The 23,296-nt window shown below is 59.8% G+C and carries 26 protein-coding genes; 8 read left to right on the top strand and 18 right to left on the bottom strand.

Going from position 1 to position 23,296, the window contains the following annotated elements:
• Window positions 1-4: 4 nt before the first annotated feature.
• Window positions 5-886, bottom strand: coding sequence for a LysR family transcriptional regulator (locus LA04_RS20415; protein ID WP_047652925.1), 882 nt, complete (start codon window positions 884-886; stop codon window positions 5-7).
• A gap of 98 nt (window positions 887-984) precedes the next feature.
• Here LA04_RS20415 and LA04_RS20410 point away from each other — a divergent pair, with 98 nt between their 5' ends.
• The 8 genes from LA04_RS20410 to arnF all read left to right on the top strand — a co-directional run bounded on the left by LA04_RS20410 (window position 985) and on the right by arnF (window position 9,191).
• Window positions 985-1,491: a phenolic acid decarboxylase gene (locus tag LA04_RS20410; RefSeq protein ID WP_047652924.1), complete on the top strand. Its 507-nt coding sequence runs from the start codon at window positions 985-987 to the stop codon at window positions 1,489-1,491.
• A 324-nt stretch (window positions 1,492-1,815) separates the two neighbouring features.
• Entirely contained in the window at window positions 1,816-2,955 is a 1,140-nt protein-coding gene (gene arnB, locus LA04_RS20405) for a UDP-4-amino-4-deoxy-L-arabinose aminotransferase (protein ID WP_047652922.1), read from the top strand.
• Window position 2,956: 1 nt separating this feature from the next.
• Window positions 2,957-3,940: an undecaprenyl-phosphate 4-deoxy-4-formamido-L-arabinose transferase gene (gene arnC, locus LA04_RS20400; protein ID WP_047173971.1), complete on the top strand. Its 984-nt coding sequence runs from the start codon at window positions 2,957-2,959 to the stop codon at window positions 3,938-3,940.
• Complete coding sequence (gene arnA / locus LA04_RS20395) at window positions 3,937-5,919, top strand: bifunctional UDP-4-amino-4-deoxy-L-arabinose formyltransferase/UDP-glucuronic acid oxidase ArnA (protein ID WP_047652921.1); 1,983 nt, start codon at window positions 3,937-3,939, stop codon at window positions 5,917-5,919. Before arnC ends, arnA begins: the two co-directional genes overlap by 4 nt.
• Window positions 5,916-6,818 (top strand): 4-deoxy-4-formamido-L-arabinose-phosphoundecaprenol deformylase, encoded by a 903-nt coding sequence (gene arnD, locus LA04_RS20390; protein WP_047652920.1) that lies wholly within the window; start codon window positions 5,916-5,918, stop codon window positions 6,816-6,818. Before arnA ends, arnD begins: the two co-directional genes overlap by 4 nt.
• Window positions 6,815-8,470 carry a lipid IV(A) 4-amino-4-deoxy-L-arabinosyltransferase gene (arnT, locus tag LA04_RS20385; RefSeq protein ID WP_047652919.1) on the top strand — a complete coding sequence of 552 codons (1,656 nt, stop codon included), beginning with the start codon at window positions 6,815-6,817 and terminating at the stop codon, window positions 8,468-8,470. The genes arnD and arnT overlap by 4 nt, the downstream gene beginning before the upstream one ends.
• Entirely contained in the window at window positions 8,467-8,805 is a 339-nt protein-coding gene (gene arnE, locus LA04_RS20380; protein WP_161785598.1) for a 4-amino-4-deoxy-L-arabinose-phosphoundecaprenol flippase subunit ArnE, read from the top strand. Before arnT ends, arnE begins: the two co-directional genes overlap by 4 nt.
• Window positions 8,802-9,191 carry a 4-amino-4-deoxy-L-arabinose-phosphoundecaprenol flippase subunit ArnF gene (arnF, locus tag LA04_RS20375; protein ID WP_047652917.1) on the top strand — a complete coding sequence of 130 codons (390 nt, stop codon included), beginning with the start codon at window positions 8,802-8,804 and terminating at the stop codon, window positions 9,189-9,191. The genes arnE and arnF overlap by 4 nt, the downstream gene beginning before the upstream one ends.
• Here arnF and acpT read toward each other — a convergent pair.
• Genes acpT through LA04_RS20290 form a run of 17 tightly spaced genes read right to left on the bottom strand, consistent with a single transcriptional unit; the run spans window position 9,139 to window position 23,254 of the window.
• On the bottom strand, window positions 9,139-9,756 hold the full coding sequence (gene acpT, locus LA04_RS20370) for a 4'-phosphopantetheinyl transferase AcpT (RefSeq protein WP_047652916.1): 618 nt from the start codon (window positions 9,754-9,756) through the stop codon (window positions 9,139-9,141). The two genes, arnF and acpT, sit on opposite strands and share 53 nt — an antisense overlap.
• Window positions 9,757-9,758: 2 nt before the next feature.
• Window positions 9,759-10,988 (bottom strand): beta-ketoacyl-ACP synthase, encoded by a 1,230-nt coding sequence (locus tag LA04_RS20365; protein WP_047652915.1) that lies wholly within the window; start codon window positions 10,986-10,988, stop codon window positions 9,759-9,761.
• On the bottom strand, window positions 10,985-11,716 hold the full coding sequence (locus LA04_RS20360) for a 3-ketoacyl-ACP reductase FabG2 (protein WP_032662188.1): 732 nt from the start codon (window positions 11,714-11,716) through the stop codon (window positions 10,985-10,987). The genes LA04_RS20365 and LA04_RS20360 overlap by 4 nt, the downstream gene beginning before the upstream one ends.
• Window positions 11,713-12,186: an ApeP family dehydratase gene (locus tag LA04_RS20355; RefSeq protein WP_047652914.1), complete on the bottom strand. Its 474-nt coding sequence runs from the start codon at window positions 12,184-12,186 to the stop codon at window positions 11,713-11,715. The genes LA04_RS20360 and LA04_RS20355 overlap by 4 nt, the downstream gene beginning before the upstream one ends.
• A complete protein-coding gene (locus tag LA04_RS20350; RefSeq protein WP_047652913.1) occupies window positions 12,183-13,352 on the bottom strand; it encodes a beta-ketoacyl-[acyl-carrier-protein] synthase family protein in 1,170 nt (389 codons plus the stop codon). The genes LA04_RS20355 and LA04_RS20350 overlap by 4 nt, the downstream gene beginning before the upstream one ends.
• A gap of 1 nt (window position 13,353) precedes the next feature.
• Entirely contained in the window at window positions 13,354-13,932 is a 579-nt protein-coding gene (locus tag LA04_RS20345) for a DUF3261 domain-containing protein (RefSeq protein WP_047652912.1), read from the bottom strand.
• Window positions 13,929-16,253 carry an MMPL family transporter gene (locus LA04_RS20340; protein WP_047652911.1) on the bottom strand — a complete coding sequence of 775 codons (2,325 nt, stop codon included), beginning with the start codon at window positions 16,251-16,253 and terminating at the stop codon, window positions 13,929-13,931. The genes LA04_RS20345 and LA04_RS20340 overlap by 4 nt, the downstream gene beginning before the upstream one ends.
• Window positions 16,222-16,827 carry an outer membrane lipoprotein carrier protein LolA gene (locus tag LA04_RS20335; RefSeq protein ID WP_033146843.1) on the bottom strand — a complete coding sequence of 202 codons (606 nt, stop codon included), beginning with the start codon at window positions 16,825-16,827 and terminating at the stop codon, window positions 16,222-16,224. The genes LA04_RS20340 and LA04_RS20335 overlap by 32 nt, the downstream gene beginning before the upstream one ends.
• On the bottom strand, window positions 16,824-17,246 hold the full coding sequence (locus tag LA04_RS20330; RefSeq protein WP_047652910.1) for an acyl-CoA thioesterase: 423 nt from the start codon (window positions 17,244-17,246) through the stop codon (window positions 16,824-16,826). Before LA04_RS20330 ends, LA04_RS20335 begins: the two co-directional genes overlap by 4 nt.
• A gap of 3 nt (window positions 17,247-17,249) precedes the next feature.
• Entirely contained in the window at window positions 17,250-18,941 is a 1,692-nt protein-coding gene (locus LA04_RS20325; protein WP_047652909.1) for a glycosyltransferase family 2 protein, read from the bottom strand.
• Window positions 18,932-19,285, bottom strand: coding sequence for an ApeI family dehydratase (locus tag LA04_RS20320; RefSeq protein ID WP_045403321.1), 354 nt, complete (start codon window positions 19,283-19,285; stop codon window positions 18,932-18,934). The genes LA04_RS20325 and LA04_RS20320 overlap by 10 nt, the downstream gene beginning before the upstream one ends.
• Window positions 19,272-20,633 carry an AMP-binding protein gene (locus tag LA04_RS20315; protein WP_047652908.1) on the bottom strand — a complete coding sequence of 454 codons (1,362 nt, stop codon included), beginning with the start codon at window positions 20,631-20,633 and terminating at the stop codon, window positions 19,272-19,274. Before LA04_RS20315 ends, LA04_RS20320 begins: the two co-directional genes overlap by 14 nt.
• The gene (locus tag LA04_RS20310; protein ID WP_047652907.1) at window positions 20,626-21,213 is read right to left on the bottom strand and encodes a hypothetical protein; all 588 of its coding nucleotides are present in this window, start codon (window positions 21,211-21,213) and stop codon (window positions 20,626-20,628) included. Before LA04_RS20310 ends, LA04_RS20315 begins: the two co-directional genes overlap by 8 nt.
• Before the next feature lie 6 nt (window positions 21,214-21,219).
• Window positions 21,220-21,471 carry an acyl carrier protein gene (locus LA04_RS20305; protein WP_008503082.1) on the bottom strand — a complete coding sequence of 84 codons (252 nt, stop codon included), beginning with the start codon at window positions 21,469-21,471 and terminating at the stop codon, window positions 21,220-21,222.
• A 10-nt stretch (window positions 21,472-21,481) separates the two neighbouring features.
• Window positions 21,482-21,739 carry a phosphopantetheine-binding protein gene (locus LA04_RS20300; RefSeq protein WP_008503081.1) on the bottom strand — a complete coding sequence of 86 codons (258 nt, stop codon included), beginning with the start codon at window positions 21,737-21,739 and terminating at the stop codon, window positions 21,482-21,484.
• Window positions 21,720-22,535, bottom strand: a complete 816-nt coding sequence (locus tag LA04_RS20295; RefSeq protein ID WP_047652905.1) for a lysophospholipid acyltransferase family protein — start codon at window positions 22,533-22,535, stop codon at window positions 21,720-21,722. The genes LA04_RS20300 and LA04_RS20295 overlap by 20 nt, the downstream gene beginning before the upstream one ends.
• Window positions 22,532-23,254, bottom strand: a complete 723-nt coding sequence (locus LA04_RS20290) for a beta-ketoacyl synthase chain length factor (RefSeq protein ID WP_047652904.1) — start codon at window positions 23,252-23,254, stop codon at window positions 22,532-22,534. Before LA04_RS20290 ends, LA04_RS20295 begins: the two co-directional genes overlap by 4 nt.
• Window positions 23,255-23,296 lie beyond the last annotated feature (42 nt).

The raw sequence follows: 23,296 nt of genomic DNA, 5'->3' as shown, positions 1-23,296 counted from the left end.
GACCTTAAAGCGTAGCAGGTGGGGATGACGGCTTCTGGCTAAAAAGGCGCAATAGCGTCTCAACCTGTTCATCAAGCGGGGCGAGGGAACGCTTAACTATCAGGTGAAGCGGCGTTGCCCTGCGCGCGCCATGGCTCAGCGGCAGGCGTTTCAGTACGCCCTGATCCAGCTGGGTCTGGATGCGTTCCTCTGGCAGCCAGCCGTAGCCGACCTGAGAGACGACGGCCTCTATGGCGGCATCGATGGTGGAGAAGGTCCACGACTCGCCGGCAGCACGCGCGGCGGGCTGGCTGTCCGCAATCTGGATGAGCGGCCACGGGCGAAGCATCTCATCATTTAGCGGCGCATCGAGGCGAAACAGGGGATGCTGATGATGGGCCACGGCAACAAAGTCGATATTCATCAGCCATTCGCCGAGCCCGGTAATGTCCTGGCGGCGGGTTAAGACCATCACATCGGCTTCGTCGTTAATGGCATCGGCGCGGGTATTTTCCAGCACCTCGGTCAGACGGACCCGGGTTTGCGGATACTGCTGCTGGAACTGACGAAGAATAGCGAACAGGCGGCGGCGCGGGAAAATGGAGTCCACTACCAGATCTAACCGCGTGCGCATCCCGTTTCGAAGGGTCGCTGCGCGCGTCTCGACGTACGAAAACGCTTTCAGCAGCGGTTTAACCTGGTTGAGAAGAAGCTCTCCTGCCGGCGTTAACACCGCCCGTCGTCCCTCCGGCACCAGAAGCGCCACGCCCAGCCGCTCCTGCAGCAGCGACAGGTTATAGCTCACCGAAGACTGGCTGCGGTGCGTTTCTTCCGCCGCTCTGGCAAAGCTGCCCGCCTCAACTACCTTTTCCAGTAAGGACCATTGTTCAAGCGTCGTCTTATGCATGATTTATCTAATATTTGGATGAATTTGATTAAAACATAGCGTTATTCATTCATTTTTTGAAGGGGTACAATCTTCTCATCAAAACAAAGGAGACATTTATGAACACCTTCGACAAACACGACTTAAGCGGCTTCGTTGGCAAACACCTTGTTTATACCTACGACAACGGCTGGAACTACGAGATTTACGTCAAAAATGAAAACACCCTCGACTATCGTATTCACAGCGGTCTGGTAGCCAACCGTTGGGTTAAAGATCAGCAGGCTTATATCGTGCGGGTAGGGGAGAGCATCTACAAAATTTCCTGGACTGAGCCAACCGGTACCGACGTTAGCCTGATCGTCAACCTGGGCGACAAACTGTTCCATGGCACCATCTTCTTCCCGCGCTGGGTTATGAATAACCCGGAAAAAACCGTCTGCTTCCAGAACGATCACATTCCGCTGATGAACAGCTATCGCGATGCGGGGCCGGCGTATCCAACGGAAGTGATTGATGAATTTGCCACGATCACCTTTGTTCGCGACTGCGGCGCCAATGATGAAAGCGTGATTGCCTGCGCGGCCAGCGAGTTACCGAAAAATTTTCCAGATAACCTAAAATAAGCGCGACAATTAACTAAAAAGAAAAGTTCCAGGTTATTTCTTCTTTTACAGAAATAACCGGGATTTTTTTTGTTTGTTTATGCTTGGTTTAAAAATTACATCTTGTAAAAATTGAGTTGGATCACGAAATAAATAATTCATAATTATCTAAAGCATTGTTTATAAATGAGATGTAATTGGTTTTGTTACCTCTGCAATACACATCTTAATTTTTCCCTAAGAAATGAACGATACCTTGATATGAGTTTATGGTTCGTTGAAATAAACGAAAAAGTAATTGGGTAATATCAAGCGCGTGCCATTCTTATTGCAAGGAAATTAATGATGAGTGATTTTTTGCCTTTTTCCCGCCCGTCGATGGGTCATGAGGAATTAGCGGCGTTGCAGGAGGTTTTAACCTCCGGCTGGATCACCACTGGGCCTAAGAATCAGGAACTTGAAGAGGCATTTTGTCAACTTACCGGGAATCGGCATGCGATTGCCGTCTGTTCAGCTACCGCGGGCATGCACGTCACGCTGATGGCGCTGGAGATTGGCCCGGGTGATGAAGTTATTACCCCTTCCCAGACCTGGGTATCCACGCTGAATATGATCGTATTGCTGGGCGCCACGCCGGTCATGATTGATGTGGACAAAGATACACTAATGGTGACGCCAGAAGCCGTTGAAGCCGCCATTACCCCGCGCACTAAAGCCATTATTCCCGTTCACTATGCCGGTGCGCCGTGTGAAATCGACGCTATCCATGCCATCGGTGAACGTCACGGTATTCCGGTTATTGAAGATGCGGCCCATGCCGCCGGAACGTATTACAAGAACCGTCATGTGGGCTGGAAAGGAACGGCGATTTTTTCCTTCCACGCCATTAAAAATATGACCTGCGCGGAAGGCGGCTTAGTCGTCACGGATAATGCCCGGCTGGCACAGCGGATCCGCAGTCTGAAATTCCATGGCCTCGGCGTAGACGCCTATGACCGCCAGACGCACGGCCGCGCGCCGCAGGCGGAAGTGATCGCGCCTGGGTATAAATACAACCTGGCGGACATCAACGCCGCGCTGGCGCTGGTGCAGTTGGGCAAGCTGAAAGAGGCCAACAGGCGCCGCCAGGAAATCGCCGAACGCTACCTTCTGGAGCTTGGCGACACGCCGTTCCAGCCGCTCACCGTTCCGTCATGGCCGCACGTGCACGCCTGGCACCTGTTCATTATTCGCGTTGACGAAGCGCGCTGCGGGATCTCACGCGACAGCCTGATGGCGGCGCTAAAAGAGAAAGGCATCGGTACCGGCCTCCACTTCCGCGCGGCGCACACCCAAAAATACTACCGCGAGCGTTTTCCTGATGTATCGCTTCCGAATTCTGAATGGAATAGCGCGCGTATTTGTTCTCTCCCTCTTTTCCCGGACATGACTCATGACGACACGACCCGCGTCATTACCGCACTCCATCAGCTTGCAGGACATTGATATGTTCAGTGCACCGCCTGTACAAAAAGTTTCCGTGGTAATCCCGGTTTATAACGAGCAGGAGAGCCTGCCCGAACTGATCCGCCGTACAACGGCCGCCTGCGACACGATGGGCAAGGCCTACGAAATTCTGCTGGTGGATGACGGCAGTAGCGATAATTCCGCGCTGATGCTGACCCAGGCCGCACAGGCCGAAGGCAGCCACATTGTGGCTGTGCTGCTCAACCGCAACTACGGCCAGCACTCGGCGATTATGGCGGGGTTTAGCCACGTCACGGGCGATCTGGTCATCACCCTGGACGCTGACCTGCAAAACCCGCCGGAAGAGATCCCGCGCCTGGTCGCCAAAGCCGATGAAGGCTATGACGTGGTCGGCACGGTACGTCAGAACCGTCAGGACAGCCTGTTCCGCAAGCTGGCCTCTCGCACCATCAACCGTCTTATCCAGCGCACGACCGGTAAAGCGATGGGCGATTACGGCTGCATGCTGCGCGCCTACCGCCGCCATATTGTCGACGCGATGCTGCACTGCCATGAGCGCAGCACCTTTATTCCGATCCTCGCCAACACCTTTGCCCGCAAGGCAACGGAAATTCCGGTTCTGCACGCCGAGCGCGAGCACGGGGAGTCGAAGTACAGCTTTATGCGTCTCATCAACCTGATGTACGACCTCATCACCTGCCTGACCACTACGCCGCTGCGCCTGCTGAGCGTGTTCGGCAGCATCATCGCCGTGGCCGGTTTTGCGCTGTCTGTCCTGCTGGTGGTGCTGCGACTGGTCTTTGGCCCCCAGTGGGCGGCGGAAGGGGTCTTCATGCTCTTTGCCGTGCTGTTTATGTTCATCGGCGCCCAGTTTGTCGGGATGGGCCTTCTCGGTGAATACATTGGCCGTATCTATAACGATGTTCGCGCGCGTCCGCGCTACTTTATTCAACGTGTTGTCCGTCAGGAACACAAAGCATCTCAAGAGGAAATTCACCCATGAAAGCTGTTGTATTTGCCTATCACGATATGGGGTGCACGGGCACGCTGGCCCTGCTGGAAGCGGGCTATGACATTGCGGCAATCTTTACCCATCCGGACGCGGCCGGAGAGAATAACTTTTTTGGCTCCGTGGCGCGTATCGCCGCCGAGCGCGGGATCCCGGTTTATGCTCCGGACGACGTCAACCACCCGCTGTGGGTGGAGCGCATCCGCGCGCTGGCGCCTGATGTAATTTTCTCGTTCTACTATCGCAACCTGCTTTCCGACGAGATCTTAGGTCTGGCCGCAAAAGGCGCCTTTAATCTTCACGGTTCTCTGCTGCCTGCCTACCGTGGCCGCGCCCCGCTGAACTGGGTGCTGGTGAACGGTGAAACGGAAACGGGCGTGACGCTGCACCGCATGGTGCGCCGTGCGGACGCGGGCGCTATCGTGGCGCAGCAGAAGGTCGCTATTGATGCGGACGAAACGGCGCTACAGCTGCATCAAAAGCTGAATGCGTCGGCACAGACGCTGCTGCGTGATGCGCTTCCAGTCATCCTCAACGGCACCTTCAGCGAGACCGCGCAGGACGAAAGTAAGGCAAGCAGCTTTGGCCGCCGCGCGCCGGAAGATGGTCGTCTGGACTGGAACAAGCCTGCCCGCCAGCTGCACAACCTGGTGCGTGCCGTGACCGACCCGTGGCCGGGCGCGTACAGCTTTGCGGGCGTAAGCAAATTTATCGTCTGGAAATCCCGCGTGCGTGACGATATTCCTGCTGCCAAACCGGGCACCGTCGTCTCTGTCTCTCCGCTGATTGTGAGCTGCGGCGAGCAGGCGCTGGAGATCGTCACCGGACAAACCGACAACGGCCTGTACGTGCAGGGCACGCAGCTGGCACAGTCTCTTGGCCTGGTGGCCGGGGCGCTGATTACCAGCGCGCCGGTGGTTGCCATCAAGCGCCGCACCCGCGTGCTGATCCTCGGCGTGAACGGCTTTATCGGTAACCACCTGACGGAACGTTTGCTTAAAGACGATAACTACGAAATCTACGGTCTGGATATAGGCGCGGATGCCATCAGCCGTTTCCTCGATAACCCGCGTTTCCACTTCGTGGAAGGGGATATCAGTATCCATTCCGAATGGATTGAATACCACATTAAAAAATGCGACGTGGTGCTGCCGCTGGTCGCCATTGCCACGCCAATCGAGTACACCCGTAACCCGCTGCGCGTGTTCGAGCTGGACTTCGAAGAGAACCTGAAGATCATCCGCGACTGCGTGAAATACGACAAGCGCATCATCTTCCCGTCCACGTCTGAAGTGTACGGCATGTGTACCGATAAGAACTTCGATGAAGACACCTCCAACCTGGTGGTCGGGCCGATCAACAAACAGCGCTGGATTTACTCCGTCTCCAAACAGCTGCTGGACCGCGTGATTTGGGCCTACGGTGAGAAAGAAGGCCTGCGCTTCACTCTGTTCCGTCCGTTCAACTGGATGGGCCCGCGTCTGGATAACCTGAACGCGGCGCGTATCGGCAGCTCCCGTGCGATCACCCAGCTGATCCTCAACCTGGTGGAAGGCTCGCCAATTAAGCTTATCGAAGGCGGGAAACAGAAACGCTGCTTTACGGACATCAGCGACGGTATTGAAGCGCTGTTCCGCATCATCGAAAACAAAGATAACCGCTGCAACGGCGAAATCATCAACATCGGTAACCCGGAAAACGAAGCGAGCATTCGCGAGCTGGCCGAGATGCTGCTGGCCAGCTTTGAGCGCCATCCGCTGCGCGACAAGTTCCCGCCGTTTGCCGGCTTCCGCGAAGTGGAAAGCAGCAGCTACTATGGTAAGGGCTACCAGGACGTTGAGCACCGTAAGCCAAGCATTCGCAACGCGAAGCGCTGCCTGAACTGGACGCCGACGGTCAAGATGGAGCAGACCATTGATGAAACGCTCGATTTCTTCCTGCGCACCGTGGAGCTGTCGGAACAGGCCTCATGAAAAAAGTCGGTTTACGCATTGATGTCGACACCTTCAGGGGAACGCGTGACGGCGTACCCAAACTGCTGGAACTGCTGAGCAAACACGATGTGCGTTCCAGCATTTTCTTCAGCGTGGGGCCTGACAACATGGGACGCCATTTATGGCGTCTGATTAAACCGGCATTTCTGTTCAAAATGCTGCGCTCGCGCGCAGCATCCCTCTACGGCTGGGATATTTTGCTGGCCGGCACCGCCTGGCCCGGCAGACGCATCGGCGCGGGTAATGAAGCCGTTATCCGCGAGGCGGCGCAGCATCATGAGGTCGGTCTGCACGCCTGGGACCACCATGCCTGGCAAGCCTGGGCGGGCGTCTGGGATATCCCGCGCCTGTCCCGTGAGGTCGAGCGTGGGATGCTGGAGCTGGAGGCCATTACCGGTCAGCCCGTGCGCTGCTCCGCCGTGGCGGGATGGCGTGCGGATCAGCGCGTCGTGAAGGCCAAAGAAGCCTTTGCGTTTCGCTACAACAGCGACTGTCGCGGAACCGGGCCCTTTTTGCCGCTGTTAGGCGAAAATCGCTACGGTACGGTGCAAATTCCGGTTACGCTTCCCACCTGGGATGAAGTGGTCGGGCGCGAGGTGAAGGCGGATGAGTTCAATCGCTACATTCTGGACCGCATTCATCGTGACGCCGGCACGCCGGTGTATACCATCCATGCCGAAGTGGAAGGGATTGCGTATCAGCATGATTTCGATGAACTGCTGACCATGGCCGCTCAGGAGGGCATTGAATTCTGCCCGCTGAGCGAGCTGCTGCCGGACGATCTCAGCACCCTGCCCGTGGGCAAAGTCGTACGTAATGAAATGGCTGGCCGGGAGGGCTGGCTTGGCTATCAACAAACCGTGAGTCCGGTCCCATGAAAATAGCCCGTTATGGCTTAGCGCTTCTCGCACTGTTTATCGTTTACTACCTCATTCCGGTCGATATCCGCCTGCTCTGGCAGCCTGATGAAACGCGCTATGCGGAAATCAGCCGCGAAATGCTGGCATCCGGAGACTGGGTAGTCCCGCATTTTCTGGGGCTGCGTTACTTTGAAAAGCCGATTGCCGGCTACTGGATCAACAGCATCGGGCAGATGCTGTTCGGGCACACGAACCTCGCCGTGCGTGCCGGGTCTATCTTCTCTACTGGCTTAGCCGCGCTGCTGGTCATCTGGATGGCCTGGCGTCTTTGGCGGGATAAACGTGTTGCCTTGTTCTCCGGCCTGATCTTCCTGACCCTGTTCCTGGTGTATGGCATCGGCACGTATGCGGTGCTGGATCCTATCATCACCCTGTGGCTGGTGGCGGCGATGTGCAGCTTCTGGCTGGCCTCACAGGCTCAAACCGTTGCCGGAAAAGCGGGCGGCTATGTGCTGCTTGGGCTGGCCTGCGGGATGGGGGTGATGACCAAAGGCTTCCTGGCGCTGGCGGTACCGGTGATTGGCGTGCTGCCGTGGGTGATCGCCCAGAAGCGCTGGAAAGAGGTGCTGATTTTTGGCTGGCTCGCGATCCTGAGCTGCGTGCTGATTGTTCTACCGTGGGGGCTGGCCATTGCGCACCGTGAGCCTGACTTCTGGCGTTATTTCTTCTGGGTGGAACATATTCAGCGTTTTGCCCAGAGCGACGCGCAGCACAAAGCCCCGTTCTGGTACTACATACCGTTCCTGATTGCGGGCAGCCTGCCGTGGCTGGCGCTTTTGCCCGGCGCGTTTCGTCTCGGCTGGAATGACAGACAAAACGCGGGTGGCGGGTTCTATCTGCTGGGGTGGGTGGTGATGCCGCTGCTGTTCTTCAGCATCGCCAAAGGCAAGCTGCCGACCTATATCCTGCCGTGCTTTGCCCCGCTGGCGATCCTGATGGCGCGCTATGCCTGCCTCGCGGCGGAAAAAGGTGCCAGAGCGTTACGCATTAACGGCGGGATTAACCTGGCGTTTGGCGTTATCGGCGTGGCGGCGGCGCTGGTGGTCTCGCCGTGGGGGCTGTCTAAACATCCGGTCTGGACGTCGGTCGAACTGTATAAAGTGTTCTGCGCGGTGGTGGCGTTCCTCATCTGGGCCGCGGTAGGCTGGTTTACGTTCCGACAGAGCCAGCAGCGCTGGTGGCTGGCGGCACTGTGCCCCGCGGGGCTGGCGCTGCTGATTGGTTTTGCCATTCCTAACCTGGTGGTGGATTCCAAACAGCCACAGTCGCTGGTTGATACCGTGCGCGAGCCGCTTCAGGAAAGCCGATTCGTGCTGGCCAATAACGTGGGCGTGGCCGCGGGCCTTGCGTGGGAGCTGAAGCGCAATGACATCACGCTGTTTGGTCAGAGCGGTGAGTTGCGCTACGGGCTGGATTATCCCGATGTGAAAGATCGTTTTGTCAGTGAGGACGACTTCGCGCAGTGGCTGGCAACGCATCGTCAGCAGGGACGCGTGTCGCTGGTCATGCTGCTCTCAAAACGCGACGATATTTCACGGGCGAATTTACCGCAGCCGGACAATCTCTATATCCAGGGGCGTCTGGCCCTGCTGGAGTATCTGCCGAAGTGATGACCTGGATCTGGCTAATACTGGCAAGCATGCTCAGCTGCGCGGGGCAGCTGTGTCAGAAACAGGCTACCCGCCCGGCGAAAGCCGGGCGGCGCGGGACGCACATCGCGCTGTGGCTTGGCCTGGCGCTGCTGGCGCTGGGCTGCGGGATGCTGGTCTGGCTGGTGGTGCTGCAACGTCTGCCTGTCGGCATCGCGTACCCTATGCTGAGCCTCAATTTTGTCTGGGTGACGCTGGCGGCGAAGTCGTTCTGGCGTGAGCACGTTGCTGCGCATCACTGGCTGGGGGTGGGGTTCATCATCATTGGGATTGTTATCCTGGGAGGGAGCCTGTGAAAGGCGCGTTCTGGGCCTTATGCAGCGTGCTGTTAGTCAGCGCGGCGCAGCTGTTGCTGCGCAATGCCATGCAGGCATTGCCACCGGTCAGTAATGTTCTGGCGTTTGTTTCCGCGCTGTGGCACTTCTCGTCCGGCACGGGCGCGCTGCTGCTGGGGTTGATGGGGTACGTAGCCTCGATGGGCTGCTGGTATCTGGCGCTGCATCGCATGGCGCTCAGCAAAGCGTATGCTCTGCTGAGCCTCAGCTATATTCTGGTGTGGGGCGCGGCGATTCTACTGCCCGGCTGGGGAGAACGCTTCTCCTGGCACGGGCTGGTGGGCGTCGGGTTTATTATTCTGGGTGTGCTGGTGATTTTTCTGCCCCGCACGTCCCAACGTGAATAATCGACTCGTGGGTCAGGGTATAAGGGGTTGCTGTGCAGACGGCAAGGCTCAGGGAGCCGACCTGTAGCTGGCTGACCGCGTGCGTCCGCGCCGTGCTGTCGATGCTGACAATCTGCCAGGCGCTGCCGCCACGCTGTTTTACAATCGCTTCTTTCCGCGTCCAGATACGCCAGAAGGCGGAAAGCCGTTCCTCGGGCGCTTCTCGCTCCAGCTCGTCATGCTCCGTCATGCTGAATACCGCATTAGCCAGCGCCTGCCAGTTCTTTCTCGGGCGAATCACTTCGATATCGCAGCCGACTTCACCTTCATCGCTCATCAGCAGGGCGATATCGTCACCGCTGTGGCTCAGGTTGAACCACAGCGGATGACCCTTCGCAAAGGCCGGTTTCCCCTGCTCGCCGTAAATGATGTCGGGGAGCGGGTGAGGGGATAACGTTCTGGCGAGCAGCGTCCTCCCGGCCAGCCAGGAGGCCTGTCGGGCACCCTGAGGCGCCCTGTCTGCGAGCGCTGACGCCAGCGGGTCCGCGCAAAGGGTGGAGATTTTTCCCAGTACAAACTGGTACATAGTTACGCCCAGCGTTTAATGATGATCGAGGTGTTGATGCCGCCAAACGCGAAGTTGTTGCTCTGCAAATACTCGCAGTCAATCTGGCGGGCTTCTCCCATAATATAATCCAAAGCACCGCATTGCTCATCCGGCTGCGTTAAATTGAGCGTCGGGGCAAACCAGCCTTCACGCATCATCTGCAGGCTCATCCACGCTTCCAGCGCGCCGCAGGCACCCAGCGTATGGCCAAAATAGCTCTTCAGCGAGGAAACCGGCACGCTGTCACCGTAGATAGCGGCGGTGGCCAGGCTTTCGGCGATATCACCGCGATCGGTGGCGGTACCGTGCGCGGAGATATACCCCATATCCCGGGCGTTTAATCCCGCCATGGCCAGCGACTGCTCCATGCAAATCTGCATGGTTTCACGCTGAGGCTGAGTGATATGGGCCGCGTCGCAGTTGGTGGCAAAGCCCACGATTTCGCCGTAGATCGTGGCCCCGCGCGCTCTGGCGTGCTCCAGCTCTTCCAGAATCAGGGTGCCTGCGCCTTCTCCAATCACCAGACCATCGCGCTGCGTATCAAATGGCGACGGGGTATGTTTAGGCGCGTCATTGCGCTGGCTGGTGGCGAAGAGCGTATCAAATACCGCCGCTTCAGACGGACACAGCTCCTCAGCGCCCCCCGCGACCATGACGGTCTGATACCCGTGGCGAATGGCCTCCCAGGCGTAGCCAATCGCCTGGCTGCCGGAGGTACAGGCGCTTGAGGTCGGGATGACGCGGCCGCGTAGTCCAAAGAACAGGCCGGTATTCACCGCCGTGGTGTGCGGCATCATCTGGACGTAGGTTGTCCCAGTGATGTTATTGGTGTGCTTTTCGGTGAGCATGGTCGCGAATTCGCTGACGGGCCCGGTACTGCCAGTCGAAGAACCGTAGGCGATACCGGTTTGACCGTTGGTGAGCACCGCTTCGCCAATCAGGCCCGCCTGCTCCAGCGCCAGCTCGGTGGCGCGGGTCGACATCAACGATACCCGGCCCATGGCGCGAATACGCTTGCGGGTATAGTGTTCCGGCAGCGTGAAATCATCGATCGGTGCGCCCAGAAGGGTATGCAGGCCATCATACACCTGCCATTCCGGCATTTTACGCACCGCGTTTTCATACGCCAGCAGCCTGCTGGAAACGGATTGCCAGCTTTCGCCAAAGGCGGTCACGCCGCCCATGCCCGTAATCACCACGCGACGCGTCATAGCATGCCTCCGTTAATGGAAATGACCTGGCGGGTAACGTAGCCCGCAATATCTGACATCAGATAGCTTGCCAGCCCGGCGACCTCCTCAGCCTGGCCCATACGTTTCATTGGGATGATGGACATGGCTTCCTTCAGCGCGGCTTCTTCCATCTCAATCATGCCGGTATCAATCAGCCCCGGGGCAATGCAGTTGACGGTGATTTTGCGTTTTGCCAGCTCAATCGCCAGCGCTTTGGTGGCGCCGATAATGCCCGCTTTGGCCGCGCTGTAGTTCACCTGTCCGCGGTTGCCCATCACGCCGGACACGGACGATAAGGTGATAATGCGCCCCCCTTTACGGGTGCCAATCATCGGCATAATGCAGGGGTGAATGACGTTATAAAAACTGTCGAGATTGGTGTGGATCACGCTGTCCCAGTCGTCTTCGCTCAGCGCCGGAAAGGCGCCGTCGCGGGTAATTCCGGCGTTGCTGACCACGCCATACCATGCGCCATGGGCTTCAATCTCCTGCTCCAGCACCTCGCGGCACTGTTCGCGGTTGCCCACATCAAAGGCGAGTAAACGACCGTTGCCACCCGCCTGCGTGATGGCGTCCAGCGTCTCCTGCGCGCCTGCGGCATCACGATGGTAATGCACGCCTACGGTAAACCCGTCGGCGGCAAGCTGGCGGGCGATGGCGCGCCCTATGCCTTTGCTGGCCCCTGTGACCAGTACGGAACGACTCATGCGTTAGATCCCTGATTAAAAAGCGATGTTAATTCTTCTGCGCTCGGCTGGAAGGTATTGACCCGGCCCGTGGCCAGCGTCTCTTCATTAGCGGAAATCGCGCATTCAAAGCTGCCGAAGCGTTCGTCCTGCATCAGCAGCTTAACGGTAATATCCAGCGTCAGGCCCGCGGCGAAACGCCCGCTGGCGCAGATCAGCTCGCGCGCGCCGAGCACCATGCCCAGCGCGATATGATCCTGCCCCTGCTGCTGGCGATGCCAGCCTGACCAGACGCCGACGGTTTGCGCCATCAGCTCGAGCGCGTACCAGCCCGGCAGGTCGCCATCGGCATTGAGAAACGGCGCCAGCACGCTTTGCCCGTTGACGGCCACGCGGCAGACCGCCGTGTCGTCCGTCACGTTCTCAACGGACCCCAGCAGCATCATCGGCGCCTCGTGCGGTAAATAGGCTTCTGGTGATAAGTAGCTCATGATGCTCTCCCCAGCAGAATGCTGGCGTTGTTACCGCCAAACGCGAACGAGTTAGACAAAATGACCGGCTTTTTCAGAGCGGTGCGCTGGTGCAGCAGGCCGCACGACGCCAGCGTGTCGTCCGGTGCGTAGCGGGCGAAGTCCTGCGGCGGCAACGGCAGATCGCGCGTCAGAATCAGCCAGCTCAGGGCCGCTTCGGTAATACCGGCGGCGCCCAGCGTATGGCCGGTAAGGTGCTTGGTGGAGCTACACGGCACGCTTTCCCCGAAGAGATCGTGAACTACCTGCGATTCAATCTGATCGTTGAGCGGCGTGGCCGTGCCGTGCAGGTTGATGTAGCCGATATCTTGCGGCTGCATACCCGCTTCGTTAAGCGCCTGAGTAATAGCCCTTATCGCCCCTTCGCCCTGCGGATGCGGAGCGGAAATATGGTATGCATCGCTGGATTCGCCCGTCCCGAGCAGCGCCACGTCGGCGGGCTCCCTGCTCAATACCATCAGCGCGGCGGCTTCACCGATGGTGATCCCCCGGCGGTCGCGACCAAACGGCTCGCAGAGCGTGGGGGAGAAGGATTCAAGGCTGTTAAAACCGTTGACGGGCATCCGGCTCAGGGTATCGGCCCCGCCGACAATGGCGATGTCCACCAGCCCGGCTTCAATCAGACGTTTGCCGCCGATCATCGCCCGCGCGCTGGAGGAGCAGGCCGTGGAGATCGTGTAGGCCGGGCCTTCGAGCTGAAGCCAGTTGGCGAGGAAGCGGGACGGATCGCCAAGCTCCTGCTGCGGATACTGCCAGCGCGTGCTGGCCTCGCCGTCGGTCATGCGCCTGACGTGCTCATCGCCCTCATCCAGCCCGGAGGTGCTGGTCCCCAGCACCACGGCCACGCGGTCGCGACCGACGCGGGCGATGGCCTCGTTAACGGCGGGCTGAATCTGCGCCAGCGCGGCCAGCAGCAGCTGGTTATTGCGGGTGCGGTGTGCGGAGAAGGCGTCCGGGACGGGCGGCAGCTCGCCTTCCACGCCGCCCAGAACGGCTTCGGGTAAATTCTGCAGCCAGCCGGTCCGGGCGTGCATACCCGGCGCGACGCCTGCCACCAGATTCGCGGCAATCTCGTCAGGCGAGTTGCCCAGCGCGTTGACCATGCCAACAGCGGAAATATAGATCATCTCAGTCACCCAGATATTGAATGGTGATGTGGTATTTGAATACGTGTTGCTCGATGCTGATCGGCTCGCGCTTGCCTTTGCGCTGCAGGTAGACAATCTCCGTCACCAGCTTGCCGCTGGCGTTACGTAGCTCGCGTCGATCGCCATTGTCCGTTAGCGTCCAGCCCTTCGGCAACTGCGGCTGCCAGGCGCTAATCGGCCAGTGGCTGAGCATCACGTCGGCCAGCACCTGGCTGGCGGGCGGCAGCTGCGGCACGACGATCGACTGTTCGGTATGAATACCGGTCTCATCGTACGTTGCCAGGAACAGACGAATGCCCACGGAAGAGAGCCCGGCCAGCGTCACCTTATGCGCATCCGCGTTGAGCATCACCAGCAAAGACTGCGTTTGTCCGTTAAAGCTGCCGGTCAGCAGCTGCTGGGAGCTTACCGCCGGGCTGATGCCGGGCGGCGGCAGCGTAACTTTGGTGCCCGGCTGGAGCCAGGCCTGAGGCCGCGTCTCTTTGGTATCGGTCGAATGGCTGCAGCCTGCCAGCAACAGCGCCGCGGTTAGCGCGACGGCTCGGTAAAAAGCGTTCATTTACGTTTTCTCTCTTTCTTATCCGGCATCGCCAGCGGCGCCAGCAGGAAGGCGGTAAAAATACCGCTTACCAGCACGATACCAAAGCTGCTGATGGCCTGGGTGGCGCTGAAGACGAGCATGCCCAGCGTGAGCAGCGTGGTCATCATGGCCAGCGTAATCGCCAGCATGGAGGTCAGCGGCGTACCGCGCGGGTTGCTGAAAAACAGCGTGTAGTTAATGCCAATGCCGAGCACCAGTACCAGCGCCAGCAGTGAGAACAGATTCACCGGGTGGCCCGTTGCGGCCAGTACCGCCAGCCCGCAGCTCAGCGACAGTACGGACGGCACCAGGCTTATCAGCCCTTTACGCCAGCCGAGGCGCAGCATCGCCCCGCAGGCAATCACTGCCAGCGCGGCAAACAGTAGCCCCGTCAGCAGCGTGCGGTAGAGAGCAAACAGGCTGTCAAAGCTGGCTTTGCGATCGACCCAGACGACGCCGTCATGGCGCGCGGCCAGTTCACCGAGGTAAGCGCTGTTTTTCGCGCCGTCCACCGGCACGAGCACGCCGCTTTCCCCGTCGGGCAGGGTCAGCCAGAGCAGGCGCCAGCCTTCGCTGGCCGGGCTTTTAAGCCACGCGTCCACGCTGACCGGCATGGCGTCGAGATTCGGCGATACGGCGTTGAGCCCGGCGCTTTTCAGCACGTTCGTTACCGCAGGAGCAGCCTCGCGCAGCAGCGTAAGATCGCTTTTCTGGCGGGCCAGCGAGTTCAGCGGCAGCGTACGCCAGCGGGCGATCTCTCCGGCTTTCTGCGCCTGTGCCAGCGCCGGGGTAAAGGCTTCCAGCCGCTCCAGCGTTTGCTGAGGCGAGGCGCCATGAACCACAAACCATTTCTGATCGACGCTCTGTCCGGTCAGGGCGGTAATGGTTTTCTCCTGCGCCAGAATATCTTTCGGCAGGGCCTGCAGCTGGGCGATGTCGTCGTCCACCCTCAGGGTGCTCATCCCCACGGCGGAGAGCAGCGCCAGCGCGACGGGCAAACCAACGGACAGTTTTTTATTGCGTCGCCAGGCGGCCAGCCAGCGCAGCATGATAACCATCAGCGGAACCGGGCGCACCGGTAAACCCCGGCACAGCCACGGATGCCAGAAAATCACCGTCAGGCAGGAGGCGCTCAGCCCCACTGCGGCGAACACCGCCATCTGGCGGATCCCGGGGAAGGGGGCCAGCATCATAATCAGGTAGGCGGCGACGGTCGTCAGCAGCGCCAGCAGCAGCGCATTGCGTACTTTCGCCAGGCTTTGCCAGGGGGAATGCTCCGCGCCGTGCACCATCCGTTCGGTCAGGTAGTAGAGCGTGTAGTCGGCTGAAATACCGATGATGCTCATGCTCATCACCAGCGTCATCAGATGCAGCTCGCCAAAGAGCAGCAGCGTCACCACCGTGCCCGCCAGCGCGCCGATGGCAATCGAGAGCACGCTCAGCAGCAGCGGACGCAAAGAGCGGAACACCGCCACGATGAGCAGGAACACGCCAAGCAGGGTGGCGATGCCCAGCGTCGAAACGTCGCGTTTGGCCTGCTGGCTGGCGTAATCGCTGTAGAACACGGTCCCGCGCGAAAGCAGCTGCGCCTGCGGGTAACGCGCTTTTAGCCTCTCCTGCAGCGCGTTAAGCGTCGTCACGAGCCGGTGGGTCTGCTGCATATCAAATGACGAGCCCGCCAGCTCGCCGTGCAGCAGATACCAGTAGTTTCCCGTCTCATCCTGTGTGACCAGCCAGCCGTCCATCAGCCGCAGCTTCTGGCCGTTTTGCGCCAGAGCGAGCTGGGAGCCGCGCATCAGCATCAGGGGATCGTTTTGCAACTCTTTGCCGCTGACGCCGGAAAAGGCCGAATAGAGCTGAGATAAAATCCACTGCGCCTGCGCTTCTCCGCCGTTTTGCAGGCGGGCGCGGGTGGAGGGATCGATCAGGCCATTTCGGTGCTGCCAGAAGAACTTTCCCCAGGCCTTTTGCCCGGCGGCGTCCATCGGGCCTTTAACCTCGCTGAGCGAATCGCTGCTTTGCAGCAGCGCCAGCCACTGCTGCGCCACGCGCGGATCGGGCTCTTTGCCGGGGCTGACCAGCCAGACCAGCTGGCGGTCGAGACGCTGCATAAAACCGTCGTTGAGCGCCGGCGGGATCGCCCCCAGCGTCTGCTTCGGCAGCATGGCCAGCACGCTGCTATTCAGACGCGCGCCGGGCAGCAGCGACAGCAGCACGCCCAGCAGAATCAGGCATAGCGTGGCCCACAGCAGCGCCGGGCGCAGGGATTTACGGTGCGGCAAAGCGTTGGCGTTCGTCATCGGTCAGGCTGGCGGGCGTCAGTTGGTGGCGTGAAAGGGCGATATCGGTACGGTCGCCCTGTTTGTCGTTGAGACGAATCGTCTCCAGATAGGTCGCGCCGCCCAGATCGAGGGTGGCGAAGATTTTGTCCAGCGGTGTCGTTTTTGGCGTAAGCACCAGCGACCAGCGGCCCGCGCCCAGGTCTTTAAAATCGATGCGGAAGTTCTCTTCAAGCACCCTGCGGTCGGCCTGGAACAGGGCCCGCAGAAGATGGTTGAACTGGAACATCTGCGGATTATTGTCGGCGGTGACGGTCTGCGGCGGCTGGCCGTTAATCGCCTGCACCATCCGCTTGTCATCGAGCAGGAGCGTCATCGGGAACGGCGCTTTTTGATCCCACAGCAGGCCGCTGTCGCGGGCGATCAGCATCTCGCCCTGCGAGCGCAGCGGCTGCGGCATATCTTTTATGGTGCGAACCTGTTCGAAGTGCGCGCGCACGACGGGCTGCCCGGTGAAACGCTGCTGCAGTTCATCCAGCGTCACGGCGCTGACCAGCGGGCTGACGATCAGCGCCAGCAAAGGCCACCATTTCATGGCGTCACTCCCATTTGTTCAAACAGTATTGCCGGGCTCACAAAGCACATTTCGCGGGTGGCTTCTTCCACCGCCACCTGGATGGTGTAACCGGTGGTGGTGCGTTTGCCGGTCTGCGCATCGAAAATTTGATAGGCAATGCGCAGGCGGTTTTCATACTCTTCAACGTGCGCGCGGACGCGAATACGCTGCTCAAAGGTCACCGCATCGCGGTATTTCACCCGGGTATCGACGACGGGCCAGACGTAGCCGGAGGCCTTCATCTGGCGATAGCCATAGTCAAACTGATTGAGCAGCGCCTCGCGGGCGATCTCAAAGTAGCGGAAATAGTTACCGTGCCAGACCACGCCCATCATATCGACGTCGTGGAACGGAACGGTGATCTCAACTTCAGTCGTAAAGCGGGGATCGGTCAGCACCCTTTACTCCTTCTCTCTGGACTCTGGCAGATGCCAGAAATCGAAAAAATTAAACCAGTCGAGCGGCGACAGGAGGGCGTAATGCTCCAGCCGCTGCGCGTAGCGATCGACGGTCTCCTGCAGCGCCTGCTGGCGTTCGCCGCGCGGGAGGCGCAGCGGGTCGGCAAACGGTTCGCTGTGCAGGACGAGCTTACCCTGCTGGCGCAGGGCAAAAATCAGCACCACCGGGCAGCGCAGGATGGAGGCCAGAATAAACGGCCCCTGTGGGAACGGCGCTGGCTGGCCCATGAACGGACTCCAGATCACCCGCCACTCGCCGCCACGCTGCGGATTCACCGCGATGCGGTCGCCCACAATCGCGACCCATTCTCCCCGCTCAAGCTTCTCTTTGATGGCAATCGCGGTGTCCGGGCCGATGTCGGTAACCGACATCAAATTCACGCCCGCCTGGGGTGCCATTTCGCTCATGATTTGCTTAAAGCGCTGGGCGTTCTCGCTGAAGACCAGGGCGGTGATAGTTTTGCTGCCGTCCAGCTGGGCCAGCGCCCGGCAGGCTTCTACGTCGCCAAGATGCGAGGCCAGCAGCAGCTTGCCCTGCGGCGCCGCGATATTAAGCGTTTCGCTCGCGCCGGGGGCAAAGACCACGTCGCGCTCAAACTTCAGCTCACCGCGCCAGCTGGCGACTTTATCCAGCATCGCGTTGCCGAAGCGCATGAAATGGAAAAAGCTGTTGAGCCGCGGGGGAACGGGCATGTTTCGCTGACGCAGTTCTTGCTTCACTCTCTCAATCCACTGCCGCGAGGCCTGCCGCGCCGGACGCGCAATAAGCCAGTACACGCCGATCACCGGCCACAGCAGCACGGTAAAAGCCCGCCGACCCATCAGCTTCCAGACGCGCAGCATCAGGCGCATGCCCCACAGGCCTTTGACCTCGTCCTGCTGTGCCCAGTGCTGGCGGCGTCGACGGAAAAGCAGGCCGGGCATGCGGGGCAGCATGCCGAAGAACAGCCGGGTATGCATCAGGGAGATCCGCACGTTATCTTTTAACGCGTCGAAGTGGGACAACCCGTCCTGCGGGTAGGTGACGCGGGTGGGCAGAAAGATGCTGGTGTTGCCCTGCCAGTAGAGACGGACCATCACTTCGGTGTCAAAGTCCATCCGTTTGCCGAGCGTTTCACGCGCTGCCAGCCGCAGCGTGGGCGAGACCGGATAGACCCGAAAGCCGCACATGCTGTCTTTAAGCTGCAGGGATAAGGTCTCAATCCACACCCAGACGTGGGTTACCCAGCGCCCGTAGAGCCGCGAGCGTGGAATGGAATCATCGTAAATGGGCTGGCCGGAAATCAGCGCGTCCGGGTGGCGCTCCGCCAGCGCCAGCAGTTTGGGGATATCTTCGATGGCGTGTTGACCGTCCGCGTCCACCTGCACGGCGTGGGTATAGCCCGCGCGCGCGCACTCCTCCAGCCCCCTGATGACCGCGGCGCCTTTCCCGGCGTTTTGCGCCAGACGGACCAGCGTCATCTGCGGCTGCTCCGCCGCCAGGCGTTCGAGCTCCTGTCGGGTGCTCGCTTCGCTGCCGTCATCCACCACCAGGCACGGCAGGCCGAACGGTGCGAGACGCGACAGCACGCTGGCGATCATGGCGCCGTGGTTGTAGCACGGGATCAGCACGCAGGGGTGGAAGGTTACTGACATAGCCGAATTTTCCCGCTGCTGGCGGTATGGCGTTCAGCCCCTGCGTGACGCTGGTAGCTGAAGGTCAGCATCTGACGTTCGGCATGCCACTCAAGCACCAGCGTGACCGTGGTTTCCGGCAGCAGAGGCGCCTGGAACTTCACGTTTTGAATGCTGTGAAAGCGGTAGCCCGGAGCCAGTAAGGTCGTTGCGTAGTGCATCACCCAGTCAAGCTGCGCAACCCCGGGCAGCAGCGGCTGTACGGCAAAATGGCCCTGAAACCAGAACAGCGCCGCGTCGAGATGCAAAATAATTTCCAGCTTCTCCGGCTGTGTCTGGTGGCGCTCAATTTCAGGAATTTTCATGAAATAACTCCTCTAACTGCGCATAGACACGCTTGTTCATACTGTTTACCGGCATTTCATCTACAATGCGCCAGTATCGCGGAACGGCGACCGGCTCAAGCCACGGCAGCAGGGCGCGACGCCAGGCGAACTCCTGCGCTTTTTTATCCTGCATATACCCGCGCTGGCGAACCGCTTCGTCCAGAACCAGCAGGACGCCAATCCCCTGACGGCCCCCGCGCGTGACCGGCAGTGCAGCCGCTTCGCAAATGCCGTCGAGTTCCAGCAGGCGACGTTCAATCTCGTTAAGCGAGATGCGCTTTTCTTCAATTTTGACCACCCGCCCGCGGCGACCGGCGATGCTGAACAGCCCCTCGCTGTCGAAGTGCAGGATATCGTCCAGCTGGAGCCCTTCAGCCTCGTGGATCAGCGGCGACGTGACGCGACAGGCTTCATCTTCCTGATGGAAAATAACGCCGGGGAAGGGTTGCCATGGGACGTTATCCTGCTGGCGATGGCGCCAGGCGAGGATCCCGGTTTCGGTGCTGCCATAAATTTCATCCGGCCAGATGTTAAGCCAGCCAGCGGTGGTTGAGACGTCGCACCAGGGCAGCATGCCCCCTGCTGAAATCAGCATTCTGACGGGCGGCGCGGGCAGTTCCGTATCCAGGCGCTTCAGGAACGCCGGGCTGCTGATGAACAGGTAATGTCTGTCATGAGGAAGGGCGGCCAGCTGTTCAGCGTAGTAGAGCATCGCGGCATGCAGCGGCAGGCCCAGCGCCATCGGCAAGACGATGCGGAATGTCAGGCCGTACAGGTGTTGCGGTACGACCGAAGCGACAACGCTACAGCCGGTCAGACGCTCGCCGAAGCGGTCAGCCAGCAGACGGGCTTCGCGATCCAGGCTGACAATGTGCTTAATCACCCGGCGCGGGGTACCCGTGGAGCCGGAGGTGAACAGCTCAACGAAGCGGCTTTCGTCAATGTCCGGCAGGGGCGCCCAGCGGCGAGCGGTCTGATGGCTGGAGGCCACCACAATCAGCTTGCCATGGAAATCGAGAGTCCTGTCGCTCAGGACGCCGCTAAACAACGACTGCTGTTCTTCAAGCTGCGAAACGCGGCTATGACCGGGAATGACCGGCGTTTTACTGGCATGCAGCGAGGCCAGAAGCGCAACGATAAACAGGTAGCTGTTTTCAAAGCACAGCGCCCAGCGCTCGCCTTCCTGCTGACGCAGGGTGTCGACCAGTAAGGTCACGTCGTGGCGCAGCTGGCCCAGCGTCCAGGTACGATCGTCAAGCCAGGCAACGGGCATGTCGTCAGGGCGGGGCGCGTTTAACCACTGGCCCAGCGGAAGGGGGTTAGTCATTGTGCATCTCTTTTTTTATCACCCGCTGGCGCACCAGCCACTCGGCCGCCATCAGCGTTCCCATCAGGATATAAGCCACCATACCGTTCCACAGCGTCCACAGATGCATATCGCCGTGGAGCACGGTGAACAGCGCCATCGCGCCGTTTCCGATGAAAAAGCCGCACCAGACGAGGGTCACCTTGCGGGTATAGCGCACGCCCTCCGGGGGCAAATCTGGCTCGCGCAGGCGCGCCAGCCGTTCGACCAGCGGCATCGCGGTCCATAGTGAACCGCCGAACACGGCCAGCATCACAAGGTTGACGACCACCGGGTAGAACAGCAGCCACTGGTGGGTTTTCAGCAGGTAGCTTGCCGCGCAGAGCGCAATGCCCGCGAGCGCCACGCACTGCACCACATACCGCATCGGGCCGGTGTTCCGCCGCGCCTGGCGCAGGCGCAGCAGCAATACCAGCGCCATCACCGGCAACAGCCACTGCAGGCTGTTGTGCGTTAGCCCAAATCCAATCAGGAAGGGCCACGCCAGCAGCATCAGCCCCGTCAGCAGTGGGATGACCGGGAACGTCCGTCCACCACGCACGACGTTTTACTCTTCGCGCAGAAGCTGTTCGACGGCGTCTACCACATCCTGAACGGTACGAACCGATTTGAAGGTTTCCGGCTTGATTTTCTTACCGGTTTTCTTCTGCAGATGAACGATCATGTCCACCGCATCAATGCTGTCCAGCTCCAGGTCTTCATAAAGACGGGCTTCGGGCGTAATGTCCTGCGGGTCGATTTCAAAGAGCCTGGTCAGAAGGCCGCAGACTTCCTGATAAATGGTTTCTTGTTCAGTCATCGTTCACATCTCAGGCGCGTTGAGCGTTGATAAAGGACGCCAGCGTGGCGACGGAAAAGAAGTGCTGGCGCATCTCTTCGCTTTCGGCAGAAAGCACCACGCCATACTGGTTTTTTACCGCCAGACCCAGTTCCAGCGCGTCAATAGAGTCCAGACCCAGCCCATCGCCAAACAGCGCGGCATCGGTATCAATATCCTCTGCGGTAAGCTCGTCCAGATTCAGCGTGGTGATTATGAGATTCTTAATTTCAAGATAAAGCGCTTGCATCATTAATTCCTGACAAAGATTGAAGGCCTGATGTTAATCGATGCTGCAGATGCCGGTTTAACTGCCTTGCCGCCAGCGCCGGTTCTTGTTCATTTGCATCGTAAAATTCGTCGATGTTCACGCGGTCGCGGACATCCACGGTGAAAACAGGTTTTTCTGGCGGTACATCATACCAGCGGCTTTTTTTATCCAGCAGGTGTTCGCTACAGTGGATCAGCACCACCCGCAGATCGCTGTTACAGCGCACGGCGATATTTGCCGCGCCGCGCTGGAGGGAGATAGCCTCGCCAAACCGGGTACGCGTGCCTTCCGGGAAGATTAACAGCGTGTCGCCCTGAGCCAGACGCTGCTGGCTGGCCGCGAGCAGGGGCTCGGCTTCGCTGTTAATCAGGTAATCCGCCGCGCGGATAACGCCGCTGACAAAGGGATTGCGCAGCAGCGCGCTTTTCACCAGGCAGTCGGTTTCGGGCATCACCGACGCCAGAATCACGTAGTCAATTAACGTGGGGTGGTTAGCCACCACCAGACAACCTCGATCGCTGCGCAGCGCGTCAAGATTGTGAATGCGATAGTCCAGTACGCCGAGGCCGCGCGCCACGGTCAGGAAGAAGCGGAAGCTGGCCGCAATGCTGCGACGCGCCAGACGGCGACGGTTAGCGCGGTCGCGCTGGACGATCAGCAGCAGGTTGAACCAGACCAGCGACAGCAGCAGCCCGCCCACGCCAAACAGCGCGAAGCAGAAGCCGGTCATCACCAGGCGCCATAGCCAGTTAATTCGGGCAGCCAGGCGGTTCATGCGCGCGTCCATTGCCACAGCAACCGTTCGCCGGGCACCACAAACTGACGTTCCTCGCCGAGATAGCGCTGCAGGAACATCAGGCTTTGCGGCAGGGCGGGTTCTTCACCCGTGCTGCCGCTGCGGGTTTCACACTGCAATTCCTGGCCGGATTCAATCACCAGCGCCAGCGCGTAGGGCCAGGTAGGCATCTGCGGCGGTAACGCCGGATGGTAGAATTCCGGCAGCGCGCCGTCAAAATCGACCAGCAGGACGCGGGAATAGCCCGCCTGCAGCAGGCTCAGCACTTCACATAAGGCCTGCTGGAAGGTGTCCAGTCCGGCAGAAATGGATGACGAGACGATTGCCTGGCGTGCGGTGATCGTGAGATTACCCACCGCGGAATTGTGCACGGACATCGCGAAGTCGGTGGGGGAAACGGACTGTCCGGTCGCCAGAGCATGCAGAATACGGTAGTTGCGCTCCAGCTCGCCGTGGCGGCTGGAATAGACGACGGCATCAACGGCGTGGTTTTGCAGCATGGCAAGACCAATATCCACCGCCAGCTTACTGCCTGAATTGAGGCGGCGCGCGGTCATCATGGGTAAAGCGGTCAGGCGGGGAAGCGGGGCCGCTGGGTCAACGGCCGGCTGCAGGCGCGACCACGCCTGCCACTCTGTGGCATCGCTGAGTCCTGGCGCTCTTGCCTGCCAGTCGATAATGTTCAGTGAAAATTTCATCTACGCGCGTCCGCGAAAAAAACCGTATTCAAAGGGCAGGCT

Source organism: Enterobacter sp. UCD-UG_FMILLET (genome assembly GCF_000762975.1).
Lineage (GTDB): Bacteria > Pseudomonadota > Gammaproteobacteria > Enterobacterales > Enterobacteriaceae > Enterobacter > Enterobacter dykesii.
Note: the sequence above shows the minus strand (reverse complement) of the source record. Positions and strands in the feature narration are given on the sequence as shown.